The sequence below is a fragment of the Amycolatopsis sp. NPDC052450 genome, assembly GCF_044547565.1.
Lineage (GTDB): Bacteria > Actinomycetota > Actinomycetes > Mycobacteriales > Pseudonocardiaceae > Amycolatopsis.
Map to the genome: position 1 here is coordinate 48,693 of NZ_JBIUAQ010000036.1, position 15,200 is coordinate 63,892.

13 protein-coding genes are annotated in these 15,200 nt (G+C 68.4%); 7 read left to right on the forward strand and 6 right to left on the reverse strand.

Translation table 11 applies throughout. From position 1 onward, the window contains the following. Positions 1-10 precede the first annotated feature (10 nt). A complete protein-coding gene (locus tag ACIHAO_RS36905; RefSeq protein ID WP_396565931.1) occupies positions 11-802 on the forward strand; it encodes a Calx-beta domain-containing protein in 792 nt (263 codons plus the stop codon). Here ACIHAO_RS36905 and ACIHAO_RS36910 read toward each other — a convergent pair. Beyond that, positions 786-3,749, reverse strand: a complete 2,964-nt coding sequence (locus ACIHAO_RS36910; protein ID WP_396565993.1) for a BTAD domain-containing putative transcriptional regulator — start codon at positions 3,747-3,749, stop codon at positions 786-788. The genes ACIHAO_RS36905 and ACIHAO_RS36910 overlap by 17 nt on opposite strands. Positions 3,750-3,921: 172 nt before the next feature. Between ACIHAO_RS36910 and ACIHAO_RS36915 the strand changes: the two genes are divergently transcribed. Beyond that, complete coding sequence (locus tag ACIHAO_RS36915) at positions 3,922-4,905, forward strand: hypothetical protein (RefSeq protein ID WP_396565933.1); 984 nt, start codon at positions 3,922-3,924, stop codon at positions 4,903-4,905. Positions 4,906-4,967: 62 nt separating this feature from the next. On the opposite strand, the gene ACIHAO_RS36920 is transcribed toward ACIHAO_RS36915, so the two are convergent. After that, positions 4,968-5,465, reverse strand: coding sequence for a DUF3830 family protein (locus ACIHAO_RS36920; protein ID WP_396565935.1), 498 nt, complete (start codon positions 5,463-5,465; stop codon positions 4,968-4,970). Continuing rightward, positions 5,465-6,715 carry an aspartate aminotransferase family protein gene (locus ACIHAO_RS36925; protein ID WP_396565937.1) on the reverse strand — a complete coding sequence of 417 codons (1,251 nt, stop codon included), beginning with the start codon at positions 6,713-6,715 and terminating at the stop codon, positions 5,465-5,467. Before ACIHAO_RS36925 ends, ACIHAO_RS36920 begins: the two co-directional genes overlap by 1 nt. A gap of 88 nt (positions 6,716-6,803) precedes the next feature. On the opposite strand from ACIHAO_RS36925, the gene ACIHAO_RS36930 reads away from it, so the two are divergent. From ACIHAO_RS36930 to ACIHAO_RS36940, 3 genes are all read left to right on the forward strand, one after another. Further along, complete coding sequence (locus tag ACIHAO_RS36930; protein ID WP_396565939.1) at positions 6,804-8,267, forward strand: NAD-dependent succinate-semialdehyde dehydrogenase; 1,464 nt, start codon at positions 6,804-6,806, stop codon at positions 8,265-8,267. Further along, positions 8,264-9,325 carry a tartrate dehydrogenase gene (locus tag ACIHAO_RS36935; RefSeq protein ID WP_396565941.1) on the forward strand — a complete coding sequence of 354 codons (1,062 nt, stop codon included), beginning with the start codon at positions 8,264-8,266 and terminating at the stop codon, positions 9,323-9,325. The genes ACIHAO_RS36930 and ACIHAO_RS36935 overlap by 4 nt, the downstream gene beginning before the upstream one ends. Before the next feature lie 646 nt (positions 9,326-9,971). Further along, a complete protein-coding gene (locus tag ACIHAO_RS36940) occupies positions 9,972-10,448 on the forward strand; it encodes a DUF4262 domain-containing protein (RefSeq protein ID WP_396565943.1) in 477 nt (158 codons plus the stop codon). Positions 10,449-10,452: 4 nt separating this feature from the next. On the opposite strand, the gene ACIHAO_RS36945 is transcribed toward ACIHAO_RS36940, so the two are convergent. From ACIHAO_RS36945 to ACIHAO_RS36955, 3 genes are read right to left on the reverse strand one after another with little or no spacing between them, the layout of a single operon-like run. Next, on the reverse strand, positions 10,453-11,145 hold the full coding sequence (locus tag ACIHAO_RS36945) for a GntR family transcriptional regulator (RefSeq protein ID WP_396565945.1): 693 nt from the start codon (positions 11,143-11,145) through the stop codon (positions 10,453-10,455). 3 nt (positions 11,146-11,148) lie between these two features. Beyond that, positions 11,149-11,919 (reverse strand): maleate cis-trans isomerase, encoded by a 771-nt coding sequence (locus tag ACIHAO_RS36950; RefSeq protein ID WP_396565947.1) that lies wholly within the window; start codon positions 11,917-11,919, stop codon positions 11,149-11,151. A gap of 44 nt (positions 11,920-11,963) precedes the next feature. Continuing rightward, positions 11,964-12,704: an Asp/Glu/hydantoin racemase gene (locus ACIHAO_RS36955; RefSeq protein WP_396565949.1), complete on the reverse strand. Its 741-nt coding sequence runs from the start codon at positions 12,702-12,704 to the stop codon at positions 11,964-11,966. Positions 12,705-12,802: 98 nt separating this feature from the next. Here ACIHAO_RS36955 and ACIHAO_RS36960 point away from each other — a divergent pair, with 98 nt between their 5' ends. Together ACIHAO_RS36960 and ACIHAO_RS36965 are read left to right on the forward strand one after the other, a co-directional pair. After that, entirely contained in the window at positions 12,803-13,792 is a 990-nt protein-coding gene (locus ACIHAO_RS36960; RefSeq protein WP_396565951.1) for a D-2-hydroxyacid dehydrogenase, read from the forward strand. 7 nt (positions 13,793-13,799) lie between these two features. After that, complete coding sequence (locus ACIHAO_RS36965; protein WP_396565953.1) at positions 13,800-15,176, forward strand: amidase; 1,377 nt, start codon at positions 13,800-13,802, stop codon at positions 15,174-15,176. Positions 15,177-15,200 lie beyond the last annotated feature (24 nt).

A 15,200-nucleotide genomic window follows, 5' to 3' on the forward strand; every position in this document is an offset into this window, starting at 1 on the left:
GGGAACGAAGATGAGACGGATCGCGGCGCTGGGGGCGGCACTAGCGGTCACGTTCGGGCTCGCGGTTCCGGCGGCCGAAGGCGGGGAAACGGGCTGCACGGCTCCCGTGGTCAACGTCAGCGGGGTCAGCCAGGCCGAGGGAACCAGCGCCGGATACACCACCTTTCTTTTCACCGTTTCGCTCGCCGATGGCGGCTGCGCGCCGCAGGGCTCGGTCGAATACCGGACGATCGAGGGCAACGGCTCGCCGGTCGACCCGGCTTTCATCGCGAAGGAGAGCGTCGATTACCTGCCGAGCACGGGCACGCTGACCTGGTCCGGGACGGCGGACACGCGCACCGTCGCGGTCAGGGTCCGCGCCGACTCCCTCGTGGAGAACGACGAAATGTTCTCCCTGCGCCTGTCCGGCGAGAAGGGGCTGCGGATCGGGCACAGCGTCGGCGTCGCCTGGATCGCCGACGACGACGCCACCAAGGCTCCACCGCTCGTCACCACTCAGGAAGGCGAGATCTGCTGGACGATCCCGCCCAACTTCGCGCGGGGCACCAGCTGCAAGGTGCCGCTCGTGCTGTCCCGCCCGTGGCTCGCGGGGCCGCTCACGATCCGCTACCGCACCGAAGGGTCCGCTCACGTGCCGGTGAAGGACGGTGTCGTCACTTTCCGGCCCGGTGAAACCAGGGGATACGCCGAGTTCACGGTCTTGTCCGGTCAAACGGGGAAGGCGCGGGTCGAATTCTTCGAGCCGTCGCAGGGCAAGCTCGTGTACGGGACCTCGACCGTGGTGATCAGCTCCGCCCGGTGACGAGGTCCGCGTCGGCCGTCGCGTTCGCCCGCCGGTACAGCTCGATCGCTCGAGCCCAGTGGGCGGCCGCGGCGGCCGTGTCACCACACCGTGCCTCAAGGTCGCCGAGGTCGCGGTGCAGGTGCGCCTCCTCGTACGGATCCGGGACGCTCGCCCGGACGGCGACGCCACGCTCGAGGTGTTCCCGCGCCGCCGCCAGATCACCGAGCCCCAGATGGGCGCGGCCGAGCCGGTCGAGCGCGGCCGCCTCACTGTGCCGGTTCCCGACGTCCTGGCTGATCAGCAGCGCCTGGTCGAAATCGTCCCGCGCGGCCCGGAAATCCCGGCGGGCGAGGTGGACCTGGCCGGCGTGCAGCAGTGATTCCCACTCCTGCCACCGGTCGCCGATCGCCCGGGACGCGGCCAGCGCCTTGCCGAGATGGTCCAGCGCGACGTCGTGATCGCCGAGTTCCTCGTAGGCTTCGCCGAGCGTGTCGAGGGTGGCGGCCTCCAGCCGCGCGTTGCCGAGTGCGCGGAACGTCTCCAGCGCGTCCGTCAGCGGGCTGAGGCCCTCCATCGGCTGGCCGCGGCGGATGTAGGCGTGGCCGAGGTTGCGCTGGGACAGCGCGCGGCCGAGCCGGTTGCCCGCCGAGGTGCACCGCTGGACCGCGAGCCGATACGCGGTGATCGCCTCGTCGAACCGGCGCAGCGCGGCGTAGGCGTTCGCGGTGTTGTTGTAGATATGCCCTTCGCCTTCGAGATCACCGGCCGCGCGGGCCGCCTTCAACGCGCGGGCATTGGTTTCGAGCGCGTCCGTCAGCCTGCGGGTCATGAAGTAGGCCGCACCCAGCGCGCGCAGCATTTCCGCCTCCGCCAAGGGGTCTTCGAGTTCGGCCGCCGCCGCGGCCCCCTCGCGGCAGAGCCCGATCCGCTCGTTCCAGCCACCCGTGGTGTCGTAGAAGCTGGTGAGCAGATAGGTGAGCTGCCAGGCGGCGGTGTTGCGGCCGTGTTCGCGCGCGAACCGCACCACGGACAGCAGATTCGCGCGTTCGGCACTCAGGAACGCCAGCGCCGAACGCCTTTCCGCCGGGAACGGCCGCTCGGGCGGCGGGTGGCGCAGCGCCGGGACGACCAGATCGCGGTTCGGGTCGATGACCCGGTTCGCCTCGGCGGCCACGTGCAGGTACCAATCGATCAGCCGGTCCGCGGCCTCGGCGCGGCTCGACATCGTTTCGTCGGCGCGGGCGCACCCGACGGCGAACTCACGGATCAGGTCGTGGAGGCGAAAGCGATCCGGGCCCGCAGGGGTGATGAGATGCGCCGCGGACAGTTCGGCGGCCGCGGCCCGGCCCGCCTCGACGGGCACCCCGCACAACGCGCTGCCGAGAGCCGAGCTGAACGACGCCCCCGGGATCAGCCCGGACAGCCGGAACAGCCGGGCGGGCGCCCGGTCCAACGGCAGGTAGGCGCTCGCGAGAACGGTTTTGACCGTCCGTGAATCTCCTTGTACCGCAAGGGTTTCCAGTCGGCCGGCGCCGGTCAGTTCGGCGGTGAGCTCCGCGATCGGACGGCCCGGTTCACCGGTCAGGCGCGCGGCGGCGATCCGCAGCGCCAGCGGCATCCCGTCGCACAGTCTGGCCAGCCGCGCGGCCTGCGCGGGTTCGCGAGCGACCCGTTCGGCACCCAGCACCCGGGTGAGCAGGGTCATCGACTCCGGGTCGGCCAGCGCGTCGAGGGCGAACACCCGGACGGCGTGCCTGCTGCCGAGCGCGGCCAGGGTCTGCCTGCTCGTGACGATCAGCATCGCCTTCGCCGTGCCGGGGACGAGCGGGAGGATCTGGTCGACGCCACCCGCGTTGTCGGCGACGATCACGCAACGCCTGCCATGCAGCAAGGAGCGGTAGAGCGCCGCGCGTTCGGCCGTCGCGTCGGGCAGCCGATCGTCGGGGAGACCGAGTCCACGCGACAGATGGGCGAGCGCGTCGCCGGGCGAAAGCGCCTCGTTCGGGTCGTGCCCGGCGAGGTCGAGGAAGAGCTGACCGTCCGGGAAGCGGTCCGCGATGAGATGCGCCCACTGCACGGCCAGCGCGGATTTACCCATCCCGGCCGCACCGGAGATGACCACGACCGGTGGCTCGGCTTCGTCGAGGAGCCTGTCGAGCGAAGCGAGTTCTCGCTGCCGTCCGGTGAAATGCCCGACACGGGCGGGGAGTTGCGCCGGCGCGGTGCCCCGTGCCGGCGCGTCGAGTTCGGGCGCGCGCCGCAGGATCGACGTATGCAGCTCGACCAGTTCCGGGCCTGGATCGACGCCGAACTCGTCGGCCAGTCCGCGACGCACGGCCCGGAATGTCTCCAACGCCTCGGCATGCCTTCCGCAGCGATGCAGGGCGAGCATGTGCAGCGCGGCGAGCCGTTCGCGGTACGGCTGCTCGGCCCTAAGCCGCGGAAGCTCCCGGAGGACTTCTTCGTGTTCGCCGAGCCTGAGTTCGGCGTCCCAGAGTTCTTCCCAGGCGGACAGCCGCAGTTCCTGAAGCCGTTCGACTTCGCGTTGGCCCCAGCCGTCGAGTTCGGCATCTGCGAAGGCTTCGCCGCGCCAGAGCCGTAACGCTTCACGCAACGCCGCCACCGCCTGGCCGGGATTGCTCCGCTTGGCGGCACGAAGTTCCTCTTCGAAGCGAAGAGCGTCAACAGAGGACGGTGCGACCGTCAGGACGTACCCCGGCTTGCGCGTCAGCAGGACCGGCGGGAACCCGCAGTCCTCCAGCGCCTGCCGGATCCGGGCCACATGGCTGTGCAGGGTCTTCACCGCGGTGCGAGGCGGGTCCTCACCCCAAAGCACGTCGACCAGCCGGGGGATCGGGACGACCGAACCCGCGTGCAGGGCGAGAACGCCGAGCACGGCTCGCTGGCGGGCGCCGTGCAACTCCGCCCGCCCGGTGGGGCCGATCGCTTCGACCGGGCCCAGCACCCGCAGTTCCCCTGGCCCGGGCACTCTGCTCCCTCCGGCAAGTGACCTCGGTGAGCGTATCCGGGCGAAGACCCACCGAAATCGGCCAATTAGGGCACAAGATCCCGACAACCGCGCCACAACCGGTCTGGCCGACGGTCAACGGGTCGACCTTTCGCCCAAGGAGGGGTACATGATCAGCAGGAACCCGCGGCGCCGGCGAACCTTGATCGCCTCAACCGCATTGGCCTTCGCGACGTTGTTCGCGGGAGTCACACCGGCGGTACAGGCCGCACCGGAGGCACGCAGCGACGTCTTCATCCGGGACAACGCGACCGATGTGGGCTTCGAGCCCTCGAGCGGCTCGCTCTACTCCAGTCCCGACGTCCGGGTGTGCTTCTCGGCGACGGTCTTGTGCGCCACCGACGACCCGATCGTCCAGGGAAGCACCGCCTACATCCACGTCACCGCGAACCGCCCCGGCCCGTACGGGGACGACCTCGAAAACGGGAACCTGCAGGTCTGGTACACCAAGCAGGGCACCGTGGCGCAGTGGCCGAACCAGTGGACCTACATCGGGTCGAAGACCAACGTGGCCGTGCCGTTCGGCACCAAGACGGTCGTCATCCCGTGGCAGGTCCCGATCGGCTCGCACTTCTGCCTGCTGGCCCGGTGGCTTTCGCCGACCGACCTGCCGACGGAAGGCCTGAGCACGTCCGCGAACACGCGGAACAACAACAACATCGCCTGGCACAACGTGAACGCGGTGCCCGCGAAGATCAAGGTGCCGCAGATCCGGCCGATCGTGTTCGGCTGGGACGGTCGTGAACCGACGGCGGTCGGTGACATCGTCTTCACGCAGCCGGGCAAGCCGTTCACCGGTCCGGGACGGATCACCATCGACCTCGGTCCCGACCTCGCCGCACGCTGGCGGGCAGGCGGCGCGAAGGGGGAGGGCATCGAACGGGTCGGCGAGACCGAACTGGCCATCGTGAACCCGCAGAAAGCCCGGATCGGCGGGCTGACGTTCAAGTCGGGTGAGCAGGTGCCCGCCCAGCTGAGCTTCACCGCGGGCGCCGAGGCTCTCGGCGGGAAGTACACCGTCCACGTGACCCAGGTCGACCAGCGCGGCAACGAAGTCGGCGGCGTCGAATACCGGATCACCGGCGTCCAGTAAGCCAGGGAGGGGTGCCGGCCTGTGGGCGGTGAGGGTGGGGAACCCGCACCGCCCACAGGCTTTCACGCGCGTGCGAACGAAAGCGTCTCGCCCTCGACACCTCGCAGCCAGAGGTCCTGGGCGGCTTCCGCCATTTCGGCCAGTCCCTCTTCGATCGTCGCGAACACGTTCCCGGGCACCCAGCCCGCGTCGCCGTTGATCAGCAGGTTGTTGCGGCCGTAGAAGATCGCGAGATCCGTCGCGCCCTGGTCACTGTGTGCCTCGCTGTCCTCGTCGTAGCCGTACGCCGGGTTGCCGATTTCCCACGCCTCGAACCCGAAGTACACGACATCACCCGGAATCGGGGTCACCGTGGGGTTTTCGCGGCCGGGTTTCGGTTCGGCGAAAGGCGGGACGAGGGCGTAGACCTCGTTGCGCGCGTACTTCGCGTGGTAGGCCGAACCGCTCTGCGGCAACGCTTCCCACACCGCCCGGCAGGTCCGCGGGGCTTCGGCGTCGAGCAGGCGAGCCCGGCAGGACACTCCGCGCTTGTCGAGCGTGATCGTGATGTAGCGGGCCATCACGCGACCCCCGCCACCACGTCGCCCCAGATCCGCAGCGCGTCGTCGACCTGCTCCGAGTCGACGATCAGCGGTGGCACCATCCGCACGACGTTCATGTACGCCCCGCACGTCAGCAGCAGCAACCCGTTGGCGGACGCGGCCTTCTGGGCCGCCTGCGCCTTCGCGGTGTCCGGCTCGCCGTCCGGCGTGGTGAACTCGGAACCGACCAGCAGTCCCAGTCCGCGGACGTCGCCGATCGACGGCGACTTGTCCGCGATCACCCGGACGCCTTCCAGGAGCTGGCGCCCTCGTTCGGCGGCGTTCTCCACGAGCCCCTCCTGCTGGATCACCTCCAGCGTGGCGATCGCCGCCGCGCAAGCCACCGCGTTACCGCCGTAGGTGCCTCCCTGCGACCCGGGAAGCGCCTTCGCCATCAGCTCCTCCGACGCGGCCATGCCCGAGATCGGGAAGCCGCTCGCGAGACCCTTCGCGATGAGCACGATGTCCGGGCTCACCCCGAAGTGCTCGTGCCCCCAGAACCTGCCCGTCCGGCCGAAGCCGGTCTGGATCTCGTCCATCACCAGCAGGATCCCGTGCTTGTCGGCGCGTTCGCGCAGCCCGGCGAGGAACTCGCGGTTCGCCGGCACGTACCCGCCCTCGCCGAGCACCGGCTCGATGAAGAACGCGGCCGTCTCGTTCGGCGAGCAGACCGTCGCGAACAGGTAGTCGAGCTCGCGCAGGGCGAACTTCGTCGCCGTCTCCTCGTCCCAGCCGTAGTGGAAGGCGTACGGGAACGGCGCGACGTGCACCCCGGACATGAGCGGCGAGATACCGGCGCTGAACCGGGTGCCCGACGTCGTCATCGTCGCCGCCGCGACGGTCCGGCCGTGGAACCCGCCCTGGAAGACGATGACGTTGGGCCGTTTGGTCGCCTGCCGCGACAGCCGGAGCGCCGCCTCGACCGCCTCGCTGCCGGAGTTCGCGTAGAAGAGCGAGTTCAGGCCCTCCGGAAGGACACCGCCCAGCTTCTCGGTCAGCTCGAGCATCGGCTTGTGCATGACCGTCGTGTACTGCCCGTGGACGAGTTTGCCGATCTGCTCCCGGGCCGCGCTCACCACGTGCGGGTGACAGTGGCCGGTGCTGGTCACGCCGATGCCGGCGGTGAAATCCAGGTGACGTTTCCCATCGGTGTCGTAGAGGTACACCCCTTCACCGTGGTCGACCACGACCGGCGTTGCCTGCTTGAGCAGCGGTGATAGCTGGGCCATGGGCTGCGCTCCTAGGTCGGCTGAGCTGTTGTCGATTGTTGACAATATCCATAGCATGGCTTTCGGGACAACATGGAGGAGCGTTGGGATGAGCTCGATCAGTGAGGCCGGCGTTGTCAAGGCGGTCGACAAGGAACTGTTCATCGGCGGCAAGTGGGTGCCCGCCACGGGCGGGAAGACCTTCCCCGTTCTCGACCCTTCGACAGGCGAAGCCCTGTGCGAGGTGGCCGACGCGTCACCGGCGGACGGTGTCAGCGCACTCGACGCGGCCGTCGCGGCACAGGCCGACTGGGCGAACGTCGCCCCGCGTGAACGCGGCGAGATCCTGCGCCGCGCCTACGAACTGCTGATCAAGCGCGCCGACGAACTCGCGCTGCTGATGACGCTCGAGATGGGCAAGCCGCTCGGGGAATCGAAGGGCGAGATCACCTACGCGGCCGAGTTCTTCCGCTGGTTCGCGGAAGAGGCCGTCCGGATCGACGGCGGCTACGCAGTTGCGCCCAACGGGTCGGGCCGCTTCCTGGTGACGAAGCAGCCCGTCGGACCGTGTCTCCTGATCACGCCGTGGAACTTCCCCATGGCGATGGGCACCCGCAAGATCGGCCCCGCCGTCGCGGCCGGCTGCACGATGATCATCAAACCCGCTGCCCAAACCCCCCTTTCGATGCTGGCTCTCGCGGCGATCCTCGCCGAAGCGGGATTGCCCGAAGGCGTGCTGAACGTGCTCACGACGTCGGACTCCGGTGGCGTGATGGAGCCGCTGATCCGGGACGGCCGTGCCCGGAAGCTGTCCTTCACCGGCTCGACCGGCGTCGGGCGGAAGCTGCTGGAACAGTGCGCGGACAAGGTGCTCCGCACCTCGATGGAACTCGGCGGCAACGCCCCCTTCCTCGTCTTCGAAGACGCCGACCTCGACGCGGCGATCGAAGGCGCGATGACCGCCAAGATGCGCAACATCGGTGAGGCCTGCACGGCCGCGAACCGCTTCTATGTCCAGCGGGGCATCGTCGGCGAGTTCTCCCGGCGTCTCACCGAGCGCATGGAGGCCCTGCCGATGGGGCGTGGCACCGAGGAAGGTGTCGTCGTCGGCCCCCTCATCGACGAAGCCGCCGTCGAGAAGGTCAGCAGCCTGGTCTCCGACGCCACCGATCGCGGGGCGCGAGTCCTGACCGGTGGGTCTACTGTGGACGGTCCGGGCAACTTCTATCAGGCCACGGTGCTCACGGACGTGCCCAAGGACGCCAGGCTCGCTTCGGAGGAGATCTTCGGGCCGGTCGCCCCGATCACCCCGTTCGACAGCGAGGACGAGGCCATCGCGGCGGCGAACGACACCGAGTTCGGTCTCGTGTCCTATGTGTACACCTCCGATCTCAAGCGGGCGATTCGGGTTTCGGAACGGTTGGAAGCCGGCATGATCGGCCTCAACCAAGGGCTGGTCTCGAACCCGGCGGCGCCCTTCGGCGGGATCAAGCAGTCCGGGCTCGGTCGTGAAGGTGGCACCGTCGGCATCGACGAGTTCCTCGAGACCAAGTACATCGCGGTGGCCCTGTGACTTCTTCTTATCGGATCGCGAGCATTCCCGGCGACGGGATCGGTGTCGATGTGACGGTCGAGGCCCGCAAGGTCCTCGACCGCGCGGCGGCATCGCATGGGTTCTCCTTGTCCTGGAAAGAGTTCGACTGGAGTTGTGAGCGGTACACCAAGACGGGCTCGATGATGCCCGGCGACGGTATCGAGCAGCTTTCCGCTTTCGATGGCATCTTTCTCGGCGCCGTCGGCTTTCCCGGCGTTCCGGACCATGTGTCGTTGTGGGGTCTCCTCATCCCGGTGCGGCGGGCGTTCAGTCAGTACGTCAATCTCCGGCCGGTCCGCCTGCTGCCGGGGACGACGTCGGCACTGGCGGGCCGCGGCGCCGACGAGCTGGAGATGGTGATCGTCCGGGAGAACTCCGAGGGCGAGTACTCGGAGATCGGCGGCAGGCACAACCGGGGCTTGGGGAACGAGTTCGTCTTACAGGAATCCGTGTTCACGCGGGTCGGGGTGGAGCGGATCATCCGCTACGCCTTCGAACTGGCGAAGACGCGGACGGGCCGGGTCTGCTCGGCGACCAAGTCCAACGGGCTCATCCACTCGATGCCGTTCTGGGACGAGATCTTCGCCGAGATCTCTTCGGAGTATCCGGACGTGCACGCCGAACAGTGCCATGTCGACGCGCTCGCCGCGCGGATGGTGCAGGCGCCGGACCGGCTCGACGTCGTGGTCGCTTCCAATCTCTTCGGCGACATCCTGAGCGACCTGGCGGCGGCCGTGACGGGCGGGCTCGGAATGGCGCCTTCGGGCAACATCAATCCAACCGGTGAGTTCCCTTCCATGTTCGAGGCGGTCCACGGCAGCGCTCCCGACATCGCCGGGCAGGGCATCGCGAATCCGGTGGCGCAGATCCTGGCGGGGGCGATGCTGCTCGACCATCTCGGGGAAACCCTTGCGGCACAAGATGTTCGCGCCGCGGTGGAAAAGGTTCTCGAGGAGGGGACCGTGCAGACACCTGACCTCGGCGGGAAGTCCACCACCGCCGAACTCGGGTCCGCGGTGGTCGCCGCTCTATCTTGAACCATCCGCATAGGGGTGTGTCAAGTCCCGGCAAGTCATGAATGGTCCATTCATGACTTCGGGCGGGGTTTAAGTACGTGAAGGCCCCTTCCTTGCTTTAAGTGCAAGGAAGGGGCCTTCACGTACTTAAGGGAGAGATGGCTGTCGTGACGTTCTGAGTGGCGCGGGATCGATGCCGCCACAGTCAGGTGTCCCCATTTCGCTTTGGAGCCTGGCTTCCGTGTCGCGAAAGCCACTTTCGAGACCTCAGGCGTCCCCAAAGTGGCTTTCGCGACACTGAACCGCCCAGTTTCACCTTGCGGCGTAAGGAAGCGAGATTCGGGTGGTCCGTTCAATGCGCCCAATGTGGCATTGGGGACGCTCAGTGTCCCCAATGCCACATTGGGGGCGCCGGGCCCGTGAATCCGGCCCTGTGGGCAGCGTAGGTCGCTGGGGATCCTGAGGTAAGGACCCGGCGACCCATCGTGTGGCCTGTTCCGGCCGATTTTCTTGGAAAGGTGAAAGTGGTGTGCTGAAAGGGAACCTCGGCGCGAAAGCCGTCACGAAAGGACGGTTCATCGCATGGGCGCCACCCCGGGTCGCGAGTTTTTGTCGGTGCCCCGGTGCACAGTGTCGATCATCGGATTCGACGACTGGAGGAGTGCCGATGTGCTGGCATTGCGACAACCCCGGGAAGACCCGCCGTGACTACCTCATCGAGGAGGTCCGCCCGCTGATCCGGGAGTACGGCTGGATGGTGCAGACGGTCGAGCGCGGAAGCGTCCAACCCGGTTTCGCGTACACGGTCGGGCTCACCGACGCCGGGCTGCCGGAACTCGTCGTCACCGGGCTGAGAGAGCGAAGATCGGGGCAGCTGCTGAACTATTTCGCCAAGCAGGTGGTCCGGTCGGGGCCGCCGGAAGCGGGTGAGGTGCTGCCCGCCGCGGTGGGATGGCCGGCGTTCGAGGTCGTTCCGCTCAGTTCGCCGTCGGCGCACCTGATCACGGCCGTGCTCATGTATGGCGAGGAGTTCCGTGCGCTGCAACTGGTCTACGAGGACGAGCACGGCAATTGGCCGTGGGACAGGGAGTTCCGCGGCGGGACGGGCGGGCAGCCGGTGCTGGGGGTGCGGGGCCGTGGCTGAATCCTCAAGGCACCGCGGGAGCTTCGCCCACTCGCAGGCTGGTTCCCGGGGCCAATCGCTGGACGGCGTCCTCCATATGGGCTTCCAGCAGCGACAGTGCGGTTTCTTCGTCGCCTGCCCGGAGAGCCTCGATGATCTTGGTGTGCTCGGTGACCCGTTCTTCGACCTGCTGATAGGTCGCCTGCAGCGCGGTGAGGCACATCCGGGTCTCGATCAGCAGGGTCCGGGCCATCCGAACGAGCCGCTTGCTGCCGGAGGCGGCGATCAGCGCTTCGTGGAACCGGAGGTCGGCCCAGGAGAGCGCGGTCGGATCGTCGTCGTCCGCGGCGGCGGCCATGGCGCTCACGGCCTGTTCGAGTTCGGTGGCGACCCGTTCCCGGTCACCGCGCAGCGCCCGCAGCATCGCGGCACGCTCGATGGCCGAGCGCGCCGAGTAGATGTCGTAGACGTCGCCGGGTTCGAGGTCGATCACGAACAGGCCGCGGTGCCGCTCGCTGCGCAGGAGCCCTTCGGAAACGAGGTGCTGCATCGCCTCTCGCAGCGGTCCCCGCGAAACCTGGAACCGGGCGGCCAGATCCGTTTCGCCGAGCTGGGTGCCGGGAGGGAGAGCGCCGGTCATGATCGCGTCCCGCAACTGGCGCGCGATGATCCCGGCGGTCGACTCCCGGCTGACCGGCTCGATTTCCGGCAAGGACATGGTTCAGTTGCCCCTTCTCCCGAACAGCGCGCCCAGTGTGCGGACGAGCGGCGACTTCCCGGTGAGCCGCAGGCCCTCCCAGACGGTGACCTGGTTGGCGGTCAGCACCGGCTTGCGGAGCCGGGTCTCGAGCGTGTTGATCTCGCCGAGCGTGCGCATGGCGGTGTCGGGGACGAGCAGCGCGTCGGCGGCCGGGTGGTCGCGGCTCACGACGAGCTCGACGACGGCTTCCGGGCTGAGTTCGCCGACCTCGGCGGCGGTGTCGATGTCCGCGCTGCCCATCGACACCACTTCGACCCCGCCCGCGCCGAGGAACTCGACGAACAGCCGGGCGACGTCGTCCGGGTAGCTGGCGGCGACCGCGACCCGCCGGACGCCGAGGGCCTGAGCGGCGTTGACGAAGGCGAAGGAGGTGCTCGACGCCGGGACACCGGCGACGGCGGCCAGCCGGTCGGCCTGGTCGCGGGCGCCTTCCCAGCCGTAGACGAAGCTGCCGCTGGTGCACGCCCAGACCACCGCGTCCGGTTCGTGTTTGGCCAGCAGCGCGGCGCCGTCGGCGAGGCGGCTTTCGCTGCCGAGGTCCAGCAGTTCCGGCACGGCGTGCAGATCGGTGCCGTAGATGTGCTCGACCGGCAGCTTGATCCCGGCCATGTCCCCGCCGAGGAGCTGCTCCGCGAGCGGGTAGTCGTCTTCGGCCGCGTGATCGGGGTAGATGAACCCGATCGTGGTCGTCTCGGACGGCGGCTCGGGTGGGGTGAGCGGCGAGATGGGCACGGGACCTCCGGAAGTCAGATTGTCGACAATCGTAGGGGAAGAGGTCAGTCGACCTCCCGCAGCCACTTGCCGGGCCCGACGATCGGCAGGTTCATCCGCCGGAGGCAGGCCCACATCGTGAGCTGGTTCGCGGTGAGGACGGGTTTGCCGAGCGCGCTTTCGAGCGGCTCGATCAGATCGTAGGTGGGGAGGTTGGTGCAGCTGACGAAGATGGCTTCCGCGTCGGCGTGGTCGGCGGCGAGGATGCGTTCGGCGATGGTCCGGTAGCTGACCTTCCAGATGCCGCCGCCCAGGCCGAGATGGTCGCTGGAGACGGTGTGGACGCCGAGTTCGGCCAGGAAGTCGTGCAGCTTCCCGGTCAGGTCGCCGTCGTAGGGCGTCAGCACCGAGACCCGGTGCAGGTCGAGCTGGTGCAGAACCTCGGCCAGCGCGCCGGACGTGGTGACGGCGTCCGGGGCGCCGGCGTCGCAGATCGCCTTGGTCAGAGAACGTTCGTAGTCCACACCGTTGACGAAACTTCCGGAGGTGCACAGATAGGCGACGACTTCGGGCTCCACGTGGAGCACGTCTCGCGTGGCGGCGGCGAGATGTCTGCTGTCACTGACGAGCTGGGCCATCTCCATGCTGACGGGGACGGGCTCGTACGGCGTCCGCGCCAGATGGAGGGAGACCTCCATGGGCACCCAGCGCCACAGCTCGCGTTCCAGGGCAAGGTCGAAGGGGGCGATCACGCCGATCCCGCGTTGTGCCAACGGGCCTTCGAACTCCAGTAAGTCGAAATCCAAGTCTCAGCCTCCGGAAACTTCTGCAGTCACAGTCCGGTGCTCCGGGGGTCGTTCCTCGGATTGTTGACAATCATACGAGCCACTTTTACGGTGTCAACGTGATCGCCTCGGAGACCCCAGTGCTGGCGGTGCTCTGCGGAGACACGCGCCCACCGGACATGCGCGCTATCGAAGCCGAAGCGGTGGTTCGTTACACCGACGAGGCGGGGTTGGCCGATGCGTTATCCGGTGCGGACGCGTTCTTCGTCTACGACTTCCTCTCGACCGCCGTCCCGGGTGCCTGGCACGCGGCCGACAGGCTGCGCTGGCTGCACATCGCCAGCGCGGGCGTCGACCCCGTGCTCTTCCCAGGGCTGCAGGAAAGCGACGTCGTGCTCACCAACTCGCGGGGGGTGTTCGACGGGGCGATAGCCGAGTACGTCCTCGGGGTCGTCCTCGCGTTCGCGAAGGATTTCGTCCGTTCGTGGGATCTGCAGCGGCGGAAGCAGTGGAAGCACCGGGAGAGTGAGCGGATCTCCGGTCGCCGGGTGCTCGTGGTCGGCACCGGGCCGATCGGCCGGTCGATCGCGCGGATGCTGCGGGCGGCCGGGATGTCGGTGGCGGGCGTCGGACGGCGTCCTCGTGAGGGCGATCCCGACTTCGGAGACGTGTACGCCTCTTCGGACCTGGCTCGTCATCTTCCTGAGGCGGACTACGTCGTCGCGGTCGCGCCGCTGACCGAGCAGACGAAGGGCATGTTCGACGCGGAGGCCTTTGCCGCGATGAAGCCCGGGGCGCGGTTCGTCAACGTCGGCCGCGGTGAACTGGTCGTCACTTCGGACCTGGTCGGCGCCTTGCGGGACGGCTCGCTCGGAGGTGCGGCGCTCGATGTCTTCGACACCGAGCCGCTGCCGTCTGAAAGTCCTTTGTGGACTATGGAGAACGTGCTGATCTCGCCGCATATGTCGGGCGACTTCATCGGCTGGCGTAATACTCTGGTAGAGGTGTTCGCGGACAACTTCCGTCGCTGGCGCGCGGGGGAGCCGCTGCGCAACGTCGTGGACAAGCAGCTCGGATACGTGCCGTCGGAGACGCTTCGCCAAGGTTAGGGGCCGGATGAACGACACCAAGTTGACCGCGAGTGAGCTCGTGGCCGCGTATGCCACCGGAGAGCTGTCGCCGGTCGAGGCCACCCAGAACGCGTTGCGTCTCATCGAAGAACGCGACGGCGAGACGAACGCCTTCTGCCTTGTCGACGCCGATGGTGCGCTCGAACAGGCGAAAGCGTCCGAAATCCGCTGGCGGGACGGGAATCCGATCGGCTGGCTCGACGGTGTCCCGGCCTCGATCAAGGACATGTTCCTGACCCAGGGCTGGCCGACGCTGCGCGGTTCGCGGTGCATCGACCCGAACCAGCCGTGGGACGTCGACAGCCCGGTCACCGCGCGGCTGCGCGAGAACGGCTTGGTACTGCTGGGAAAGACCACGACGCCGGAATTGGCGTGGAAGGGTGTCACCGACAACACGCTGACCGGGATCACCCGCAACCCGATCGACCCGTCGAAGACGGCGGGCGGATCCAGCGGGGGAAGCGCCGCGGCCGTCGCGGCGGGGATGGGCGAACTCTCCGTCGGCACCGACGGCGGTGGCTCGATCCGAATCCCGGCCTCGTTCTGCGGAATCGTCGGCCTCAAGCCGACGCACGGCCGGATCCCGCTGTTCCCGGCGAGCCCGTTCGGGCCGCTCTCGCACGCCGGCCCGATGGCGCGTTCGGTCGATGACACGGCACTGCTCCTCGATGTCCTCTCGCTGCCCGACCACCGCGACCCGGCCGCGCTCGCCCCGCCCGTCTCGACCTACCGCGAAGCCGTCCGCCGGGACGTGCGCGGGCTGATCGCCGCCTACTCGCCGACGCTCGGTTTCGTCGACGTCGACCCGGAGGTCGCGGCGATCGTCCAGTCGGCGGTCCGGTCGCTGGGCGACGCGGGCCTGCACATCGAGGAAACCGATCCAGGCTTCACCGACCCCAAACCCGCTTTCGACATCCTGTGGTCGACGGGGGCGGCCAAGTGGCTGGACGCCTTCCCCGCCGGTTCGGAGGCGAAGGTCGATCCCGGGCTGCTGAAGGTGTGGGAACTCGGCAAGACCTTCTCGGCGAGCGACTATCTCGGCGCCAACGCCGAGCGGGCCGCGCTGGGCATCCTGATGGGCGAGTTCCACACGCGCTACGACGTGCTGATCACGCCGACCCTCCCGATTCCCGCTTTCGAGGCCGGGCACGAGGTGCCGCCTGGCAGCGGACTCAGCGGCTGGCCGGACTGGACGCCGTTCACCTACCCGTTCAACATGACCCAGCAGCCCGCCATCAGCGTTCCGGCGGGCCGCACCTCCCGCGGTCTCCCGGTCGGTCTGCAGATCGTGGGCCCGCGGCACTCCGACGACCTGGTCCTCGCGGTCGCGAAGCTCCTCGAGGAGGTCCGTCCCTGGCCGTGACCTGCGGAAAGGGAGCAAGGGACC

What these genes read in the sequence shown, in the direction of transcription:
- ACIHAO_RS36905 (WP_396565931.1), top strand. Translation starts at nt 11, where the DNA reads ATGAGACGGATCGCGGCGCTGGGGGCGGCACTAGCGGTCACGTTCGGG.
- ACIHAO_RS36915 (WP_396565933.1), top strand. Translation starts at nt 3,922, where the DNA reads ATGATCAGCAGGAACCCGCGGCGCCGGCGAACCTTGATCGCCTCAACC.
- ACIHAO_RS36920 (WP_396565935.1), bottom strand. Translation starts at nt 5,465, where the DNA reads ATGGCCCGCTACATCACGATCACGCTCGACAAGCGCGGAGTGTCCTGC.
- ACIHAO_RS36925 (WP_396565937.1), bottom strand. Translation starts at nt 6,715, where the DNA reads ATGGCCCAGCTATCACCGCTGCTCAAGCAGGCAACGCCGGTCGTGGTC.
- ACIHAO_RS36930 (WP_396565939.1), top strand. Translation starts at nt 6,804, where the DNA reads ATGAGCTCGATCAGTGAGGCCGGCGTTGTCAAGGCGGTCGACAAGGAA.
- ACIHAO_RS36940 (WP_396565943.1), top strand. Translation starts at nt 9,972, where the DNA reads ATGTGCTGGCATTGCGACAACCCCGGGAAGACCCGCCGTGACTACCTC.
- ACIHAO_RS36945 (WP_396565945.1), bottom strand. Translation starts at nt 11,145, where the DNA reads ATGTCCTTGCCGGAAATCGAGCCGGTCAGCCGGGAGTCGACCGCCGGG.
- ACIHAO_RS36965 (WP_396565953.1), top strand. Translation starts at nt 13,800, where the DNA reads ATGAACGACACCAAGTTGACCGCGAGTGAGCTCGTGGCCGCGTATGCC.